Annotated in this window: 18 protein-coding genes; 2 read left to right on the plus strand and 16 right to left on the minus strand. The window is 44.9% G+C overall.

The window, feature by feature from the left end:
* Nucleotides 1–5: 5 nt before the first annotated feature.
* The 4 genes from BLV00_RS20620 to sdaAB all read right to left on the minus strand — a co-directional run bounded on the left by BLV00_RS20620 (nt 6) and on the right by sdaAB (nt 4,716).
* Nucleotides 6–830, minus strand: a complete 825-nt coding sequence (locus BLV00_RS20620) for a M55 family metallopeptidase (protein WP_093046800.1) — start codon at nt 828–830, stop codon at nt 6–8.
* 279 nt (nt 831–1,109) lie between these two features.
* Nucleotides 1,110–3,146, minus strand: coding sequence for an ATP-dependent DNA helicase RecG (gene recG, locus BLV00_RS20625; RefSeq protein WP_093046801.1), 2,037 nt, complete (start codon nt 3,144–3,146; stop codon nt 1,110–1,112).
* A 4-nt stretch (nt 3,147–3,150) separates the two neighbouring features.
* Nucleotides 3,151–4,035 carry an L-serine ammonia-lyase, iron-sulfur-dependent, subunit alpha gene (gene sdaAA, locus BLV00_RS20630; RefSeq protein ID WP_093046802.1) on the minus strand — a complete coding sequence of 295 codons (885 nt, stop codon included), beginning with the start codon at nt 4,033–4,035 and terminating at the stop codon, nt 3,151–3,153.
* An 18-nt stretch (nt 4,036–4,053) separates the two neighbouring features.
* A complete protein-coding gene (sdaAB, locus tag BLV00_RS20635) occupies nt 4,054–4,716 on the minus strand; it encodes an L-serine ammonia-lyase, iron-sulfur-dependent subunit beta (protein ID WP_093046803.1) in 663 nt (220 codons plus the stop codon).
* A 230-nt stretch (nt 4,717–4,946) separates the two neighbouring features.
* Here sdaAB and BLV00_RS20640 point away from each other — a divergent pair, with 230 nt between their 5' ends.
* Nucleotides 4,947–6,224 (plus strand): NCS2 family permease, encoded by a 1,278-nt coding sequence (locus tag BLV00_RS20640; RefSeq protein ID WP_093046804.1) that lies wholly within the window; start codon nt 4,947–4,949, stop codon nt 6,222–6,224.
* 219 nt (nt 6,225–6,443) lie between these two features.
* Here the strand turns inward: BLV00_RS20640 and BLV00_RS20645 are convergent, their stop codons facing one another.
* From BLV00_RS20645 to BLV00_RS20660, 4 genes are all read right to left on the minus strand, one after another.
* Complete coding sequence (locus tag BLV00_RS20645) at nt 6,444–7,187, minus strand: SDR family NAD(P)-dependent oxidoreductase (RefSeq protein ID WP_093046805.1); 744 nt, start codon at nt 7,185–7,187, stop codon at nt 6,444–6,446.
* Nucleotides 7,188–7,982: 795 nt separating this feature from the next.
* On the minus strand, nt 7,983–9,449 hold the full coding sequence (locus BLV00_RS20650) for a protein adenylyltransferase SelO (protein WP_093046806.1): 1,467 nt from the start codon (nt 9,447–9,449) through the stop codon (nt 7,983–7,985).
* 150 nt (nt 9,450–9,599) lie between these two features.
* Nucleotides 9,600–11,270 (minus strand): DAK2 domain-containing protein, encoded by a 1,671-nt coding sequence (locus BLV00_RS20655; RefSeq protein WP_093046807.1) that lies wholly within the window; start codon nt 11,268–11,270, stop codon nt 9,600–9,602.
* A 45-nt stretch (nt 11,271–11,315) separates the two neighbouring features.
* Nucleotides 11,316–11,678, minus strand: coding sequence for an Asp23/Gls24 family envelope stress response protein (locus BLV00_RS20660; protein WP_093046808.1), 363 nt, complete (start codon nt 11,676–11,678; stop codon nt 11,316–11,318).
* Between the two features lie 262 nt (nt 11,679–11,940).
* On the opposite strand from BLV00_RS20660, the gene rpmB reads away from it, so the two are divergent.
* Nucleotides 11,941–12,129 carry a 50S ribosomal protein L28 gene (gene rpmB, locus BLV00_RS20665; protein ID WP_028782733.1) on the plus strand — a complete coding sequence of 63 codons (189 nt, stop codon included), beginning with the start codon at nt 11,941–11,943 and terminating at the stop codon, nt 12,127–12,129.
* Nucleotides 12,130–12,243: 114 nt separating this feature from the next.
* Here rpmB and spoVM read toward each other — a convergent pair whose 3' ends face one another.
* The 8 genes from spoVM to fmt are packed head-to-tail and all read right to left on the minus strand — an operon-like array spanning nt 12,244 to nt 19,796.
* Nucleotides 12,244–12,324, minus strand: a complete 81-nt coding sequence (gene spoVM, locus BLV00_RS20670) for a stage V sporulation protein SpoVM (protein WP_037985670.1) — start codon at nt 12,322–12,324, stop codon at nt 12,244–12,246.
* 59 nt (nt 12,325–12,383) lie between these two features.
* Nucleotides 12,384–13,031: a thiamine diphosphokinase gene (locus BLV00_RS20675; RefSeq protein WP_093046809.1), complete on the minus strand. Its 648-nt coding sequence runs from the start codon at nt 13,029–13,031 to the stop codon at nt 12,384–12,386.
* 51 nt (nt 13,032–13,082) lie between these two features.
* Nucleotides 13,083–13,733, minus strand: a complete 651-nt coding sequence (gene rpe / locus BLV00_RS20680; protein WP_093046810.1) for a ribulose-phosphate 3-epimerase — start codon at nt 13,731–13,733, stop codon at nt 13,083–13,085.
* Between the two features lie 4 nt (nt 13,734–13,737).
* Nucleotides 13,738–14,613, minus strand: a complete 876-nt coding sequence (rsgA, locus tag BLV00_RS20685) for a ribosome small subunit-dependent GTPase A (RefSeq protein WP_093046811.1) — start codon at nt 14,611–14,613, stop codon at nt 13,738–13,740.
* 12 nt (nt 14,614–14,625) lie between these two features.
* Nucleotides 14,626–16,701, minus strand: a complete 2,076-nt coding sequence (pknB, locus tag BLV00_RS20690; RefSeq protein ID WP_093046812.1) for a Stk1 family PASTA domain-containing Ser/Thr kinase — start codon at nt 16,699–16,701, stop codon at nt 14,626–14,628.
* On the minus strand, nt 16,701–17,459 hold the full coding sequence (locus tag BLV00_RS20695; protein ID WP_093046813.1) for a Stp1/IreP family PP2C-type Ser/Thr phosphatase: 759 nt from the start codon (nt 17,457–17,459) through the stop codon (nt 16,701–16,703). The genes pknB and BLV00_RS20695 overlap by 1 nt, the downstream gene beginning before the upstream one ends.
* A 47-nt stretch (nt 17,460–17,506) precedes the next feature.
* Nucleotides 17,507–18,856 carry a 16S rRNA (cytosine(967)-C(5))-methyltransferase RsmB gene (gene rsmB, locus BLV00_RS20700; protein WP_093046814.1) on the minus strand — a complete coding sequence of 450 codons (1,350 nt, stop codon included), beginning with the start codon at nt 18,854–18,856 and terminating at the stop codon, nt 17,507–17,509.
* Nucleotides 18,849–19,796 carry a methionyl-tRNA formyltransferase gene (gene fmt, locus BLV00_RS20705; RefSeq protein ID WP_093046815.1) on the minus strand — a complete coding sequence of 316 codons (948 nt, stop codon included), beginning with the start codon at nt 19,794–19,796 and terminating at the stop codon, nt 18,849–18,851. The genes rsmB and fmt overlap by 8 nt, the downstream gene beginning before the upstream one ends.
* Nucleotides 19,797–19,799: the final 3 nt, after the last annotated feature.

Here is a 19,799-nt window from a genome sequence, read left to right on the forward strand (position 1 = left end):
CCTCCCTAGCTAAAAGACGTATGCATCGCCAGTTCGGTCATGACGATCATCGCTTGATAAGCTTCTATGATATCTTTTGCCTGGTATTTCACGATTGTGGTGCCTGGTTCAATTTCAGTATTCGGCATCAGGTTCGCCCATTCTGCTTGGCCGTAATTGGTAAATTCTATTCGTAATATGGGGTTATCAGGCGGAGTCAAGGGTTTGACCAGATGACGTATTTTCAGTGCCTCTGTCACTTTTTTCTGCAATAGTTCTCCAGCTTTCACTGGTGTGAGACTTTTGACTGCTGAGCGGGAAATCGTTTCTTTTACAACTGCTGTAGTTATGTTTGGAATAAGTGATTCAGCTTCCTGTCCGGCACAATCATCACCGGCGACTAATAAAACGGGAACGCCATAATATCCGGCAACGTATGCATTAAAGCCTAGTTCTCCTACCTCGACGTCATTTATGTAGAAATTTCTTACTCCGAAAATCATCGAATGAGACATTACCCCGCGCTGTCCCGCTCTTGCATGATATCCAATGAACATCACCCCTGCAAAGCTATCATCCAGGCTCTGAACCATTGATAACGGTTTCACATCCCCTGTAATCAGATGAGCTTCCGGATCGAGCTGATCGATCAGCAGGTTGTTCATTTTCGAATGGCTGTCGTTCACTAATATATCTTCGCAGCCGAATTTTCTAGCCGCCTCGATGACGTAATTCGTCTCCTCTGTCATGATACGACGGGCCCGGTCGTAATTTAGTTCCGATGAATCCACGTACGTGTAATCGGGCAGACCGGTTATTCCTTCCATATCTACTGAAAGAAATAGTTTCATAGATGCAACACTCCTTTGGCTGTTTAAATTATTACGTTTTTTGGGGGAATTTTCTTAAAATTCTATCAAATTTTTCCTCAATTAGCAATGCAGTTCAAAAATATGTAGAAATTTACATCCTATCACTGAAGCGCTTTCATAACTGTTTAGCTAGATGAACGATCAGTTACCAGGTAAAATAAAAAGGGCTGCTTCAGAGACAAAGTCTTACCCAAGCCAAAATAATGCCAATTAAATTGGTGGCTCAGCCTTTGTGCTGAAACAACCCTATCCTTTTTATCAATCTAGTATTTCTCCTTGTAACGCTTCGTCACGAAATAACAATTCCCGCAAAGAACTCCATGATTCACCGGTATCCAATTGGTTCGTCTCTATGATATCCGCCGCGTCCTTGCGAGCGGTTTCCAGAGCACGGTAATCATGGACCATATCACCGACCTTGAACTCTGGAACCCCACTTTGTTTCTTACCAAAAAAGTCACCAGGGCCACGCAGTTGAAGATCCTGCTCCGATAACTCAAAACCATCCGTTGTTTCTGTCATGATACGCATTCGTTCTTTGCCAATTTCCCCTTTGGGTTCAGCCAAAAGAATACAATAGCTCTGGGCATCTCCACGGCCGACACGTCCCCTGAGCTGATGCAATTGACTGAGGCCGAATCGTTCAGCGTCGTAAATTACCATTACTGTTGCATTGGGTACATTGACTCCTACTTCTACTACAGTCGTCGAAACGAGAACCTGGATGTCATTATCGACAAACTGCTGCATGACTTCTTCTTTTTCTTCCTGATGGAGACGCCCATGCATCAAGCCGACGGAAATATCCGGTTCATAGTAGGTCTGCAACTGGTGGTGGAGATCGACAGCATTCTGGATATCCAGTTTATCCGATTCCTCTATCAGCGGAGAAATGACATAGGCCTGGTGACCTCTTGCGACTTCTTTGTTAATGAACTGCAGCACCCGGTCCATCATATCTCCTTTTACCCAGTATGTCTCCACCGGTTTTCGTCCAGCAGGCATTTCATCAATGACAGAAACATCCATATCCCCAAATGCTGTGATTGCCAGCGTTCGTGGAATAGGGGTGGCTGTCATGAATAATACATCCGGATGCAATCCTTTATCCCTTAATGTCCGCCGCTGATTGACACCAAAACGGTGCTGCTCATCGACGATCACTAACCCTAGTTTGGAAAAGACCACTTCGTCCTGGATCAGGGCGTGGGTCCCCACAATGATATCTGCCTCCTGGTTGCGAATTTCTTCCAATACAGCTTTTCGGTGTTTTCCTTTAATTGAACCGGTCAATAACACAATATTCACCAGGTCCCCGAACATCTGCTGCAACGATTCATAGTGCTGTTCAGCCAGAATTTCTGTCGGCACCATCAATGCACCCTGGTTACCTGCTGTAATCGTTGCATATAAGGCGATCGCGGCGACAGCCGTCTTCCCTGAACCAACATCCCCCTGTAGCAGTCTGTTCATACGATGGGGGGATTTCATGTCTTTTAAAATTTCTGCCAGTGACTTCTTTTGCGCTTTCGTCAGTTCAAACGGAAAGGAATCCACAAATTCTGTCAGCTTATCATTATCATAAGCCTGCAGATTCCCTTCTGTCGCTTCCCGTTTCAATTTACGTAAGAGCTGCATCTTAAGCTGGAAAACAAGAAACTCTTCATAAGTGAATCTTCTCCGGGCGTGCTTCAATAACTCCCTGCTTTCGGGATAGTGCATTTGCCATAAAGCAGCCGACCGTTCCGGCAGCTTGTAGCTCTCCATCAAATGCTCTGGCAAAATTTCACGGATTTCTTCCCCATAGTCTTCTAATGCCTGGAGGATCAGCTTCCGCATTTTTTTCATAGTGATGCTTTCTTTCAAGGAATAGACCGGCTGAATCGGGTTTTGTGCCTCAGCACGACCCTTCTTATACTGGCTGACTGTTATTTGCAGCCGATGCTGGTCCCACTTGCCGGTTACGGTAATAATGTCCCCGGAATTAATTTGTTTCTTCGCAAATGCGCGGTTGAACATGACTGCTTTGACCGCAAATTGTTCTACCTGCAATGTCATCGTCAACCGGGATTTCTTTCGACCATAAAAAGTAAGGGAAGGTTCTCCAATGACCTCCCCTTCGATGGTCGCTTTTTCATCATGAACTAGTTCCGTCAACGGTTTGACCTCATACGTGTCATAACGATAGGGAAAATAGAACATGAGATCTTCAATGGTATATATACCTAGTTCATTCAGGGTTTCCGTCACTTTTTCCCCTACTCCGTTCACCTCGGAAACTGGTTGCGTTAACACATAATCACTCTTTCTTCAAAGAAATTCCGTACACTTTCGCTTCTAGTTCTCTGCCCGTCGGTGTTGCAGCCAAGCCTCCCTGTGCTGTCTCACGCAATGCGACTGGCATGGTCTGCCCGATTTTGTACATCGCATCGATCACTTCATCACACGGAATGCGGCTTGTTACGCCGGCTAATGCCATATCAGCTGCCACCACAGCGTTGGAAGCTCCCATCGCATTCCTTTTCACGCATGGCACTTCCACTAAACCTGCAACCGGGTCACAGACAAGTCCGAGCATGTTTTTCAAGGTAATCGCCATTGCTTCAGCCGATTGTGATGGCGTTCCGCCTGCCATCTCGACAATTGCAGCAGCTGCCATTCCAGCCGCCGATCCGACTTCTGCCTGACATCCTCCGGCAGCACCGGAGATGGAAGCATTATTGGCTACGACAAACCCGAATGCTCCAGAAGTAAACAGGTAACGCACCATTTGTTCTCTCGTTGGATTTAATTTATTTTTTACCGCAAACAGTGTACCAGGAACACATCCGGCACTCCCGGCTGTCGGCGTCGCACAAATTGTTCCCATTGCGGCGTTCACTTCATTAGTAGCTACTGCCTTACTGACCGCATCAAGCAGGATATCCCCTGATAAAGGGTTATTATTTTTCATATATTCCTGGATAAGAACGGCATCGCCGCCTGTCAAACCACTATGGGACTTCACCCCTTTGAGACCATCCTCGACAGCTTTTTCCATGACATCCAGGTTACGTTCCATCTGCCCGAAAACCTCTTCCCGGGTTCTTTCTTTCACTTCCATCTCCTGGCGAATCATCACTTCTGATATTTGAATGCCTTCACTTTCCGCCATTTCGACGAGTTCGGCTACATTACGAAACATAATACATGCCCCTTTCTATTAATCGACTATCTTGGCCACTTGCAGGATATGGTCGGCCCTTTCCAGCTCTTGCAAGATACTTTCATCAATATTCTGATCGACTTCGATGACCATTAACGCCTGCTGTCCTTCTTGCTTCCGGGAAACTTCCATATGGCCGATATTGATTTCATGGCGTGCTAGGATTGCCGTTACTGAAGCGATTGCTCCGTACCTGTCGTTATGGATGAGCAAGACGGCAGGGTGGCCACCGGATAGACGTAATTCAAAACCGTTCAACTCGGTGATTTCCGCCATCCCTCCACCAATCGAAATACCGACAAGCTCCAGATCACCATCATCGTCGCCGATGCGAATCCTTGCAGTATTTGGGTGGTCGGTATGAGAATCCTCTTCATGGAACCTTATTTTAATTCCTTTTTGTTTAGCAGTATCTAAAGCATTTCTTATTCTCGTGTCGTGCGTATCATAGTCCAGCAGCCCGCCTACAATAGCGACGTCTGTACCATGTCCCTTATATGTTCTGGCAAAAGAACCATACAAATGGATTTCCGCCCATTTCGGTTCCCGGCCAAAGAGATTTCGGGCAGCCCGTCCGATTCGCGCTGCTCCTGCTGTATGCGAACTGGATGGTCCAATCATGACAGGACCCATAATATCGAAAACTGATTTGAATTTCATATTTCACCTTTCCCTTCCATGAGATAAGCAGTTATGGATGGAGTTCACATTAGCTTATGCCCTATTCTATTTTAGCGAGAAACCGTTTACTTGAACAGGTGTTTTCTATACTATTTTTTCCTGAAAGATAATAAGTTTGCCAGAATACCCAACCCGTATTATAATTAAATTTTGTGGGTTGCATGAACAACCGGGTGGGAGAGGGCTACAATATTATAGAGGAGTACACCATGTTTAACAAGCATAAACATGACATCGATGCTGCCCAGTGGAAAAATGACGTTCTGGCTGGTTTTATCGGCTATTTTACAACCGTCTACATTGTAGCGGTCAATAGTTCGATTTTGAATGATGCCGGAATCGGTGTGGAAAATGCCATGGTCGCTACGATTCTTGCCAGCTTTGTCGGCACGTTGCTGATGGGTTTGCTTGCAAATGCCCCGATGGTACTGATACCCGGAATGGGGGTCAATGCCCTGTTCGCTTATACGATCGTCGAAGGCACTGGCATGAGCTTCCAGGAAGGACTGGCTGTTGTCATTGTATCATCCTTGATATTTCTTTTGACAGCATTCACGAAGCTTGGCGAGTGGCTGAAAGAAGCGATTCCCGATTCACTTAAGCATGCCATCACCGTTGGTCTTGGGTTGTTTTTGACATTGATCGGTTTGGAAAAAGGCGGATTGGTCGTCAGAGGAGAGCATTCACTGATTACGCTCGGCAATCCATCTTCTGAAATGGTGATCACCAGCCTGTTGACCTTGTTCATCGCTATTTTTCTCTTTACAAGGAATGTACCTGGCAACTTCCTGGTGACGATGATTATCGGTACCGTTATTGCCTACTTTTTTGGATTGCTCGGTGAGCCTGGAAAAGGGATTTCAATGGAAATGGATGGTTTTGTGTGGAACCCTTCTTTTGCCGGTATCGGGTCGTTGACCTTCTGGATGGCTGTCTTCCCATTAAGTATTGTGCTGATATTTGAAAATATGGGTTTAATCCATGGCCAGCTAGCCATGCTTAACAACGAAGGCAAATTTAAACGAGCGTACCAGGCGACAGCTTTTTCTGCACTGGCAAGCGGATTTCTAGGCACTTCGCCGACCGTATCTTCTGCTGAAAGTGCAGCCGTCATAGCGTCCAAAGGAAAAACTGGCCGTGCCGCTATCACGATGGCGATTCTATTCCTGGTAACTTTACTGTTGATTCCATGGATTTCAATGGTACCATCCACAGCCATCAGCCCGATATTAATTATTGTCGGAGCTTTGATGGTACAGAATATCAAACACATCGAATTGGATCAGTTATCAGAGGCAATGCCTTCATTTTTGATCATTGTCATGATTCCGTTCACCTATTCGATTGCTGACGGGATGGCATTTGGATTCATCGCCTATCCACTGGTAAAGCTGGCGATCGGCAAACAAAGGGAGCTATCTTTCCCAGTCGTATTTATCGCCATGATGTTCCTATTCGAATTTGTCATGCGATCAGTCGGACATTAGAATATTAAAAATACGAGAGGCCCAGAGTATACATGTCTGGGCCTCTTACATAAAGACACCGGTCGTTCCTTTGGTCACTTCAATATCTCTATTTGGAGAGGGAACGTGCGGGTGTATGAGAAAATTACAGAATATATAGGAGACAAAGCTGCACGTAACTTTTTATGTAGAGAAGTTACGAGCCGTTCTAAAAAGTAAACATAATTGCTCCTGAATCACTTAATGTTCATAAATCATTTTCCTGGTCATTCCACCGTCGATGACGATGTTTTCTCCGTTAATGAAATCATTTTCTTCCTGGCTTAGAAAAACACAGGCTCTGGCAATGTCCTCCGGTCTTCCTACTCTTTTGGAAGGGTGCTGGAAGTGGTCGACTTCTCTTAAGTCGCCATAATTTTCCGTTGCTATCCAGCCTGGACTGATACTGTTCACACGGATATAATGATCACTCAATGTCATTGCCAGTGAATGAGTGAGTGCCACGATTCCTCCCTTGCTTGCTGAGTAGGCTTCTGTATGCGGTTCAGCCATCGAGGCTCTCGTAGATGCAATATTGATAATACCTCCTCCCTGTTCCTTCATGAGTAAAGCAGCTTGTTTGGTTAAGTAAAAAACACTACTTAGATTAGTCGAAATAACTTCATTCCAGTCTTGCTCGCTCATCTCCCAAAAGTCTTTGAATTTTGAAATTCCTGCATTGTTCACTAAAATATCAATACGTTCATATTCCATCTCTATTTCTTTAAATAACTTCTGTACTGCTTCATAATTGCCTACGTCGCACCATTTGAATTCTGCCTGATATCCGTTTTCTTTCCATCCTTTACAAACTTCCCTGCCCTTTTTTTCATCTTTATCAATAAGTATGACGGTATAACCTTTCTCAACAAAAGCAGTAACGATAGCTTCTCCAATTCCATTAGCTCCTCCGGTTACGATTGCAATTTTCCTTTTTTCCATCATCATTCCTCCTTTCCAACTATTTTACCGAAAGGTTTGAACTGTAAACGATATAGTTGTTTTTTCATAAAAGCCTTATTCAACAAAAGAGCGTAAAGTCGAAGACTTGGTTTCGAGATATTGTAAGAAGGGAAGGGTCGCAGGGGAACGAGTCGCTTTCCACGGGAGTTCGCTGAGCCTCCTCGAGCTGACGCTCTGTGGGGTCTCACCTGGAACTCTTTTCCCGTAGGAGTCTCCCCGTTCCCCTACGCCCCCTTGCCATAATAGGAAGTTCTCGAAATCACACTTATGGAAACGATCATGATATAGAAAGAAGACTCTGGCGTCTATATCTCCTTTATAAATGCGTCAACATGAAGGTTTCAGCTACATTCTTACTCTTTTTGAAGGGTCCGTTTAGTAAACACTGGCTGGATGGGCAGAGAAACGGGGAGACTCCCGCTGAAGAAGGGGCTAGGCGAGATCCCGCAGGGCTTTAGTCCGAGGAAGCTTGCCAGATCCCCCCGCAGGAAAGAAATGAATGCGTAATCGCCTTGGGAGACACGACACGCATAAGCAGAACAGCAAAAGGGAAGGGCTCTTTCTTCCCGTTGATGGACTGCTTATGTCGCGAATGTCTAGGCGATGAAGCTTGAAAGCGAGCCGTTTCCCAGCCCATCCCTTTCCTCTCATGGTAACGGACCCAATTACCTCGAAACTGAGTCTTCAAGTAAAGGGAGCTTAATTGTAAAATCAACGAGATTTATCAGATTTTAAAAAAGACAGTGGGGTTTCCACTGTCTTTGCATAGCTGAGTCATCATGTGCCGCAATAGGTGCGGTAGGGAAATGTTGATGGCTCCGGCAGTTTGGTAAATTCCTCCTGATCAGAAGAATAAGCATAAGGATCAGAAAGAACATCTAAAAGCTTTTCCATCACGCTATAGTCACCTTTATCTACAGCAGCCTCAAGTGCCTCTTCTACCCGATGGTTACGGGGAATAATGGAAGGGTTTACTTCCTTCATCAACTGATAAGCAGAAGTTTTCAATATCTCCTGCCGTTCTAATCTCTTCTGCCATTGTGCATACCATTGCTTGAATTCGGCCGTCCCAGCCATCGCCGTATCCTCTGGTTTATCTAAGGTTAAAGCACGGAAGGTATTTGTATAATCGGCACGATGTTCCTTCATTATGCCGAGAAGATCCTCCACCAGCTTCTCATCACGCTCTTCCTCATTTTGAATTCCCAGTTTCTTTCGCATACCTGTGAGCCAATGGTGGTGATACCATTTTTCATAAGTGCCAAGAATGTCTTGAGCTAATTCAACCGCCTGATCCGGCTTTTCATGTAACAACGGTACAAGAGATTCAGCAAAACGTGCCAAGTTCCATTGGCCGATTGCGGGTTGATTCTGATAAGCATACCGGCCTTGAACATCGATTGAACTGAATACGGTAGCCGGATTGTATTCATCCATAAAAGCGCACGGTCCATAATCAATCGTTTCTCCACTGATGGTCATATTGTCCGTGTTCATCACTCCATGAATAAACCCTACCAGCTGCCAATTGGCTATCAGTTCGGCCTGACGTTTGACCACTTCTTCAAACAACGTGAGGTATCGCTTTCCGTTTTGTTCCATCTCAGGAAAATGACGCTCAATAGCATAGTCAGCCAGGGCCTGGAGTTTTTCTACATCATTCAGTCTCAAAGCATATTCAAAAGTGCCGACCCGAAGATGGCTTGCAGCCACACGGGTTAATACAGCCCCAGGAAGAGGGGTCTCCCGAATGACCGTCTCTCCCGTGGTAACGACAGCAAGACTTCGGTTAGTAGGAATTCCAAGGGCGTGCATCGCTTCACTGATGATATATTCCCGCAGCATCGGTCCAAGTGTCGCCCGGCCGTCACCTCTTCGGGAAAATGGTGTCCGCCCTGATCCCTTGAGCTGAATATCGAACCGTTCACCTGAAGGTGTAATCTGCTCACCGAATAGTACAGCGCGCCCATCTCCCAACATGGTAAAATGCCCGAATTGATGACCAGCATAAGCTTGGGCGATCGGAGCCGCATTTTCGGGCACCTGATTCCCCGCAAAAACTTCCACTCCTTCTTTTGTTTGCAATAAATCACTGTTCAACCCTAAAGTTTCTGCTAATGACTTATTGAAGATGACCAACTCCGGCGAATGAACAGTGGCAGGTTCGGCTTTTTCGTAAAATGCTTCCGGCAAACGCGTATAACTTTTATCAAAATTCCATCCCATCTCATTAATATGTGTCATTATATCTCCTTTTTCACAATGGTTTTGTGATTATCTATTCACGTATATTCTTCTACAAAAACCTAAAAATCATAGGTGTTCTTTCAATTATAATGAAAAAAGGTCTAAATCTCATTTGATTTAGACCTTCTTTAGTTTTCACACCTATTATTATTCAACTGAAAAAATGAACGAGTAAATCGGCTGGCCCCCTTGATGGACCTCCACTTCAATATCTTCGAATTTTTCTTCCATAAAGGATTCAATCTTATCGATTTCTTCCTGGGTCGCATCTTCTCCGGTCAGGACTGTCAGAATTTCATCTTCATCTTCGTCGATCATTTCTTTGAGTAATTTTTCGACAGTTATGATTTTATCTCTATCCGTAGCTTTGATATCGCCATCTAAAATTCCCATAAAATGATCCTTTTCAATGGTCAAGCCATCAATTTGTGTATCACGGACTGCGTAGGTGATCTGCCCTGTTTTTACATGCTCCATCATCCCGGACATTTCCTGCTGATTTGTTTCAAGATCAGCTTCTGGATTGAACGCCAAAAGCGCGCTCATCCCTTGAGGAATTGACTTGCTCGGGATCACAGCAACATTGTCTTCGGCAAGATCAGCCGCCTGCTCCGCAGCCATCACGATATTTTTATTGTTAGGCAGAATCACTACGTTCTTCGCATGTGCCTGGCTGATAGCTTCAGAAATATCCTGCGTGCTTGGATTCATCGTCTGACCGCCCTGGATGACAACCGTAGCGCCTAGGCTTTCGAACATTTTTTTAAGTCCTTCACCCATGGATACAGTAATAATGCCGTATTCCGCTTTCTCTTTCGGCTGGTGCTTTTTATTCCCTTTTTTGTCGCCGACGATGGATGTATGCTGTTCGCGCATATTTTCGATTTTCATGTTCACAAGGCTTCCGTAGCGCTGACCAAGTGTCATCGCTTCACCCGGATATTCTACATGAACATGTACTTTAATCAGTTCATCATCGGATACCACAAGCAGAGAATCTCCCATTTCGCTCAACTCATTACGGAATATATCTTCGTCATAGGGATTTTCCTGAAGCTTGTCTTCTTCGAATTTGACCATGAATTCTGTGCAGTAGCCGAATTCGATATCTTCAGTATTCATAAAATCCTGGGCAAGTTTATGATGCTCTGCATTCACCATTTCGTTCATGGAAGAAGAACTTACCGGTTCTGGTAACGTTTCACCTTTCAGGTTGGCAAGGAACCCTTCATAGATCGTCACCAGGCCTTGTCCGCCGCTGTCTACAACGCCTACTTCCTTCAGGACAGGAAGAAGATCCGGAGTTCGTTTTAAAGATGCCTTGGCCTCTTTAACGACTTCCTCCAGAAAAGCGATCATATCTTCTTCTTTTTTCGCTGCTTTGACAGCCGCTTCTGCTGATTCTTTTGCTACTGTTAAAATTGTCCCTTCAACCGGCTTCATCACTGCTTTATATGCAGTTTCAACTCCGGACTGCAACGCCTGAGCGAACTCCTTTGTATTACATGAGTCTTTTTGAGCAAGTTCTTTTCCGAAGCCACGGAATAATTGAGACAGGATGACACCTGAGTTCCCACGTGCACCCATTAATAAACCTTTCGCCAGCGCCTGGGCTACATCCCCGGTATGATTATTCTCCACATTTCTTACCTCATTGGCACCTGAAGTCATTGATAAATTCATATTCGTACCTGTATCACCATCAGGAACGGGAAAGACGTTCAATGCATCGATCGTATCAGCGTTGTTAGTCAGATGCTGCGCGCCTGCCAGCACCATTTCTCCGAACGTTTTGCCGTCCAACATTTTAACCGTCACACCTGCTTCCTCCTCTATATCTGCTAGTTTTTCTGTTTGATTGGATTATTCAGCGGAAACGCGAACACCTTGAATATAGATGTTCACAGAGTTTACGGATAATCCCACTGTCTTATTCAATGTATATTTCACTTGAGATTGGACGTTATGCGCAACTTCGGAAATCTTCGTACCGTAGCTGACGATAATGTACATATCGATATGCAGCGTGTCTTCTTCCTGTCTGACCACCACGCCTTTGGAAAAATTCTCTTTTCTAAGAATCTCCGCGATACCGTCACGCAGTTGGCTTTTGGAAGCCATCCCTACGATTCCGTAGCATTCGACTGCGGCTCCACCTGCAATAGTAGAAATAACTTCGTTACTGATTGTTACTTGACCATATTTGGTATTCATATTAACAGACATGATGATCCTCCTTCGTCCCTATAAGATTATTCCCTATATTATAACACATTCTCAAGTATGCAAGGATTATCGCTTAACTCCTTAACTCGTAGAGGCACCCGTAGATTAAAGATTGCCCCTATAATACTTTGGATTAATTACTCCGTTCTGTCAAGTGAAAATTCTTGATATAATTTAACAGCAATTATTGCAATCCACTGTCCATTATGATACATTGTATAAGTATTTCAAGATAGACTTGTAAGCACTAGGAGGGATTACCATGGGACGTAAATGTGTTGTAACAGGACGCAAAACCACTTCAGGTAACAATCGTTCACACGCAATGAACGCTAATAAACGTAATTTCAAGGCTAACGTACAAAAAGTACGCATTTTGGTTGACGGCAAGCCTAAAAAAGTTTATGTATCTGCCCGTGCACTTAAATCTGGTAAAGTAACGCGCGTATAATTACGCAGAACTGCGCCTGCATATATCCGGGCGCATATCATTTACTTTAACACGGGAAATCATTTACACTTTTAAAGTACAAAAAAAGCACCCTGCGCCGGGGTGCTTTTTTTGTTACCCTTTTTTAAAGGTTCCTATGACAGCTCTTACGAAGCCACCAATGAATTTTGGGAGTTTAATGGTATAAAATTTCAATGAGTCCCCCTCCTCTTTCCCAAATCACTACTTGCAGACAAGCTGTATGGTGCGTGCGCTCAACTATCTCGACTCCTTATTAACAATAGTATGCCTTGGCTGTATGAAAAAGTACCAGATTCTTTAACAAGCTTGTTTGACATGCAGAGAGTCGACCCGATTGGCAGATTTTTATTTTCAAGCGGGTAATAAAAACCTTGAAGCGTCAGATTCTCTACTGTCAACGACATGGGAATGAATGATATATAAGGGTAGCTGTTATTTTTCTTTACCTGATGTTCTCCTGGAGTAGTCAGTTCGATATGGTTCTGCTTATCGATAATGATTGCTTTGATTTTAGCCCGCTCCGTCTGGTGAAGCAAGTGGATATTAGCCAGGGTATGGTCGATACGTCCGCCGGTAACTCCAAATAAATAGATTTCGTCAGGCTGTTCTTTGATCGCTGCTTTGATTGCAAGTTCTAAATCCGTATCATCTTTTTCCTCTGGGTAGACCTCCGTAACAGCTGCATACCCTCTTATTTCTCCGAGGCGATTTTCCGTGACCGAGTCAAAATCCCCGATCGCCAATTGCATCGGAATTTCTTGTTCATAAAGTACTTCGGCTCCCTGGTCCGCACCGATCCAAATCATTCTTTCTTCATGGTATGCTTTTAATTCAGGGATATACCGCTTCGGCCCTCCCCCGACAATTGCAATTCGTTTCATCTGCAACACTCCTAACGGAAAACAGCCGCACAATGTGCGGCTGGCATAGTTTTAATAAGTATTCTTTATTGCTTCAATGGCTGCTTTTCTGTCTTTCTTGTTAAAAACAGCACTTCCGGCAACGAGAACATCAGCGCCAGCCTCGACACAAGTCTTGGCCGTCTCTGAATTAACCCCTCCATCAATTTCAATTTCAAATGATAGGTCCATTTCTTTTCTCCAGTCAGCAATCTGCTGAATTTTCGGTACTACTGATTCAATGAATGACTGACCGCCGAAGCCAGGATTGACCGTCATGAGTAAAACAAGATCGACATCAGGAAGAATTGGCTTAATCGCTTCAGCTGGGGTAGCAGGATTGATGACGACCCCCGCTTTTACTCCATGGCTTTTTATTAACTGGAGCGTCCGGTGCAGGTGCACATTAGCTTCCTGATGTACAGTTATAATATCTGCACCGGCTTTAGCAAAAGCTTCGATATATTGTTCGGCATTCTCAATCATCAGATGGACATCCAAAGGCAGGTCTGTAACTGGACGTACGGCGTCGACAATTAAAGGACCGATCGTGATGTTGGGAACAAAATGACCATCCATGACATCTATATGGATATAGTCCGCTCCCCCGTCTACCACTTCCTGAATTTCCTGTCCCAGTTTTGCAAAATCTGCGGATAATATAGAAGGTGCTATTTTTGTCATTGTTTCAATACCTCGGCTTTCTCGTTTGTATTTCTTCTAAAAATTGTAAGTAATGTTCGTAGCGCTGACTGGCTATTTCCCCATTATCAACAGCAGCCTTCACCGCGCATTTCGGCTCTTTTTTATGAAGACATCCCCGGAATTTGCATAAGTGTTGCACTTCCCTGAACTCCGGGAAGCATTCCGGCAGCTGATCCTCTTCAAGCTCCTGGAATTCCAGTGAACTGAAACCAGGGGTGTCCGCTACTAATCCTCCGGCAATTTCAAATAATTCCACATGCCTGGTGGTGTGTTTTCCTCGGCCAAGACTTTCAGAAATCTCATTCGTTTCAATATCCAATTCCGGGTCCAGGTGATTCAGCAAGGTGGATTTGCCGACGCCTGACTGGCCGGCAACGACCGTGATTTTACCTGTAAGGTGTGATTGGATTTCCTCAAGCGCTATGTCTTTGTCCTTCGATGTCAATATGACCGTATAACCCGCCTGCTGATAGAGCTCCTGGAAGGCATGTATGTCTCCTTCTTCCTTTGACCCGTCTACTTTTGATATGACAATCAATGGCTCTATCCGGTTAGCTTCCACCAGCACAAGAAACCGATCGAGGAGTAAAGGATTGAATGCCGGGTCTTTTGCAGAGGTCATGATCAATGCCTGGTCGACATTAGCGACGGGCGGCCTTACTAATTCATTTTTGCGTTTTCCGATAGAAAGGACGTACCCTTCTTTCTGGTTATCCGCTTCAAAGGTGACTTCATCCCCCACCAAAGGGGTGATCTTTTGTTTACGGAACACCCCTCTGCCTTTACATTGATACACTTTCCCTTCGGAATAGACATAATAGAAGCCACTCAATGCTTTTGTGATTTTTCCTACCGGCATTATTTCACCATCCTAATACTGAATCGTTTGTTCCTCGTAGATTTCGCCGTCCCGGAGGACTCGATAACTGGCCTCTGAACCAGGAGCTATACTCATTTCAACCTTGAATTCCGTATCTTCCGTAATGGTCGCTTTTTCGTATACCTCTTCCCCATTGGAATCATTATCCTGCACATAAATGATCACTTCCTGTCCAGGTGGTTCTTCTTCTGGAGGGTTGTCTTTATTTTCACCATCCTGGTTTTCTCCATCCGGATTCTCATCGTCCTGTTCCGGATTGTCCTGGTTTTGCGTTTCATCTTCAGGAGGTTCATATTTCACCGTAACTGTTTCGGTGTGGGTACGTGGTTTGGCCTCCGGTCCCATAGAGACAACGATCGTAACGGTTGACCCTTGCTCCACTGTCCCTGATGAAGGATCCTGAGACATTACCTTTCCTTTACCTGTGTTATCCGAATATGCTTGCTGTACTTCTACATCTAAGTTGTTTTCTTCTAAATAGGACTCCGCTTCAGACTGGGTATACCCAATTAAAGATTTTAATTCGACAGGAGGAGGTCCTTTACTTACCGTAAACACAATTTGTGTGCCTTCAGGGACAACTTCTTGGCCTTCCTGTGGAATCTGATCCATGATGATCCCTTTTTCATATTCGGTAGAGTATTCCTCAAAAGTCCTTATATTGGAAAAGCCTTTCGCTTCTAATTCCGCTTTCTTTTGTTCATAATTTTCACCGACATAGTCTCCGAACGTAGTTTTTTCTTTTCCGTCGCTGGAGTAAACAGTGACGGTTGCACCTTCTTTGATCGTTTCGCCCGCTTCTGGATCCGTTCTGACTACATACCCTTCTTCCACTGTATCAGAAAAAACGGTTTCTCTTTCTACCTGAAGGTTCAAATTTCTAAGTTCACTATATGCTTCTTCATATTCCATACCCGTGACATCAATCATTTCGACGTCTTTCGGCTCTATTAATCCTGGAACAAATAAAGCCGCTGCCCCTGCAGCTAACAGAATTAGAAATATGGTTAATAGCCATGGCCAGACCTTCTTTTTCTTTTTCTTTTTTTCTTTTTTCTTGACCGGCTGGCTCTTTTTTTTATCAGCCACGACTTCTACTGGCTTTGTGGCATGGCTTTTGCCGTTGGTATGGACAATCGTTTCATCATTATGGTTATTTTCAAACGCCTCTTTTGTAATGACTGGTATCGCCTTCGTTTTCTCATCCAAATCATCTTCGATCACAAAAGGGGCTTCATCGATTCGTGCAGGATCCAATGCGGTCTCCATATCATCTTCCATCTCATGTACATTCGCATAACGTTGGAGAGGATCCTTAGCTGTCGCTTTCAATACGACATTCTCGACACTTTGTGGTAGATCAGGGTTCCATCTTTTCAATGATGGTGTATCATTTTGCAAATGTTTCAATGCCACAGATACAGCAGACTCACCTGAGAACGGAAGACGTCCTGTCAATAGCTCGAACATGACGATGCCCATGGAATAAATATCTGATTTTTTAGTAGCGACCCCACCTCTTGCCTGTTCTGGTGAGAGATAGTGGACGGAACCTAGAATAGAGTTGGTCTGAGTTAACGCTGTAGCGCTTAGAGCCATGGCAATCCCAAAATCGGTGACTTTCACTTGACCGTAATGGTCGATTAGAATATTTTCTGGTTTGATATCCCGATGAACGATTTCGTTATCATGTGCATGAGCGATGGCGGAAGTGACTTGCCGCATAATATCAATAGCCTCGGTAACTTCCACAGGACTATGAAGCTGTATGTATTTTTTTAACGTCATCCCGTCAATGTGTTCCATCACCATATAATAGATATCGTCTTCTTCACCAACATCGTAGATATTGACGATATTCGGATGAGAGAGGCTGGTGGCCGATTGAGCTTCCCGGTGGAACCGGGCGATGAATTCCTCATCATTACCGTACTCCAGCCGCAGTACCTTAATCGCTACTTCGCGTTCCAGAATCGTATCTTTTCCCAGGTAGACATTCGCCATCCCGCCGCCGCCGATCATCTCTTTGATCAAATATCGTTCGTTCAACAGGCGGTTGTTCAGCATTAAGAGCCACCCTCTTTCTCATTCGAGTGGTCAAAATGGACAAGAGCAAGGGTTATATTATCTTCTCCACCACGCTCATTTGCAATTTGAACCAGTTTGTTAGCCGCTTCTTCCAGCTCCAGTGGATTTTTCACCAATTCAAACAATTCCTCGTCATTCAGCTTATTGGTCAACCCATCACTGCAGAGCAGCAGGACGTCATCCTGTTCCCAACCTAATGTCTTTATATCAATTGTCAGGTCCGGCTCTGTGCCAAGCGCCTTCAATAACACATTCTTACGCGGATGCTGCTCCGCATCCTCTTTGGTTATTTGGCCGGAACGGACCAGCTCATTTACTAAGGAATGATCTTCGGTCACCTGCTTGAACCCATAATGATTCGCTAAATAACACCTGCTGTCTCCAATATGTGCGATAGTAATGAACTCAGTCGTACAAATGGCAGCAACGATGGTAGTGCCCATCCCTTTGCATTCCTCATTGGTCCTTGAATAATCCAGAATCGTCTGGTTAATAGAATGAATCGCTTGCTCTAACCACGATTCTGCCTGGTCTGGTGATGTAATTTTATCAGCACTCTGCCAATGGTTATGTAAGTAGGATGTAGCCATTTCGCTTGCCACATCCCCAGCTCGATGGCCGCCCATTCCATCCGCTACAACGGCAAGCGTCTGGTGACGACCATTAACAAAAAGGCCTCCTGCATCTTCATTATGATTTCGCACCTGGCCCCTGTCTGTCAAAAAATAACCGTTCATCATTTCACCTCGTCTTCTGTTACGCTAAGTTACTATTTATTCCTGATTTAATCAAGCTTGATCATCCTTGTCAAAAAGAACCCATCGGTATCATAATGCTGTGGAAATAGCTGCAAACCATATTCGCTAAGTCCTGGTGCCTCGCGCAACTCACCTGGAAGGTCCCTGTTGAAAGATGGGTCAATCGTATATTCAGGATGGTTGTTTAAAAACCTTTGGATGACATCTTCATTTTCCCGTTGGTCAACTGTACATGTACTGTATACCAGCTTGCCACCCTTTTTCAAAAGGGGGGCCATGCTTTCGAGCAATTCGTCCTGTATGGATGACAGAACCAATATGTCCTTTTCCTGCTTATGATACTTGATATCCGGCTTGCTGCGAAGAACGCCAAGCCCGGAACAGGGAGCGTCGAGCAGGATTCTGTCGAAACTTTCCACTTGGTGTTTATCACCAAGCTCGCGGCTGTCCGCCTGTTCCGCTTCAATGATGTGAAGATCGAGCTGTTTCGCTTTTTCGGAAACCAATTTTGCCTTCTTGGCATGGAGATCGTAAGCGATAACCTTGCCTTCATTTTGCATTTTTTCAGCAATATGCGTAGTCTTGCCGCCAGGAGCACTACAGGCATCCAGTACTTCCATTCCCGGTTGGACGTCCATCATCTCTCCGACTAACATGGAACTTTGATCCTGGATCGTCACGATACCATTTCGGAATAAACCATGTTTTAGTATGTTGCCTTTATGAATTAAAACTCCCTGGGGAGAAAGTTTGGAAGGTTCTACCTCCAATCCATCCCTGGTCAACTGCTTGATGACCTCTTCTCTGTCGGCTTTCATCGGCTGCACACGGACGCTGACAACCTTATGTGTCAGGTTGGTGTTACACATATCACGAGTTGTTTCCAGCCCATACATATCTATCCAACTGGCCACGAGCCATTCCGGATGGCTGGTTTCGATAGCAAGCCTTTGGACGGGGTCGTCGATTTTACTGGTATCCGGCACACCTTCCCGCTGAATATTACGTAAAACTCCATTAACCAGAGAAGCGATCCCTTTATGTCCTCGTTTTTTTGAAATCTCCACGGCTTCATGAATAATGGCATGATCCGGTACTTTATCTAAAAACTGCATTTGGTATACAGACATATAAAGCAGCCATTTCACCCAGGATTTCACCTTTTTCTTCCCTTTGATCCTGTCATCGACAGAATAAGCCAGCAGGTTGCGACGCTGCAGTGTTCCATATACAATTTCCGTCAAAAGGGCGCCATCACGCTCTGACAACTTCTCTTCTTTCATGGCCCGGTCAATCAAAACATGACTGAAGCCTCCTTGATCGCCGATTCTTGTCAGCAGATCCAGGGCTGTTTCTCGCAACACATATTTACTCATTGGCTTCTCCTAACTTTTCGCCTCGTTCCAGCTGACTTCCTGCCCCATTCAGGAAATCGACCGCTGACATCCGTTTTTTTCCTGAAGGCTGTAATTCCGTTATCTTGAGTCCTTTTCCGTCACCGGCAGTAACGACAAAACCGTCTTCCTGGATATCGACGATTTCACCTGGCTCGCCGTTTCCAGGCACACTTGTTTTTTCACCCCACCAAATTTTCATCGGTCTACCTCTCCAATAAGTGTAGGCAACCGGCCAGGGATGCAACCCGCGTATCTGATTATAGACGGATAGATGGTCACTGCTCCAATCGATTTCCTCTTGCCCTCGTTTAATATTGGACGCGAAGGTGACTGATGATTCCTCCTGCTTTTCCGGTTCGATCTCACCAGCCAGCAATGCCGGAAGTGTGTCATGCAATAACGCAGCTCCCGCTTCAGCCAGTTTGTCATGTAAGGTACCGACATGGTCTTCTTCCTGGATCGTTACCTTGACCTGAGAAAGAATATCACCGGCATCCAGCTTTTCAACCATATACATAATGGTGACACCAGTTTCTTCTTTCCCTTGCAGAATAGCATAATGGATCGGCGCACCTCCACGCAGTTCAGGAAGTAAGGAAGCATGTACATTAATACAGCCATGTTTGGGTGCTTCCAATAACGCTTTCGGTAATATTTGTCCAAAGGCAGCAGTAACGATTAAATCAGGCTCGTAAGCGAGGACTTTTTCATATTCATCACGGATTTTTTCCGGCTGAAAGACAGGGATGCCATGTTTTTCGGCGGCTGTTTTTACAGGCGGCGGGGTCATGACCTTTTTTCTTCCTTTTGGCCGGTCCGGCTGTGTGACGGCAAGTACGATTTCATACCCGTCGTTGATTAATTGTTCCAATACGGGAACGGCAAAATCCGGGGTTCCCATAAATGCGATTTTTGTCATGTT

The organism is Thalassobacillus cyri (assembly GCF_900107755.1).
Taxonomy (GTDB): Bacteria; Bacillota; Bacilli; order Bacillales; family Halobacillaceae; genus Thalassobacillus; species Thalassobacillus cyri.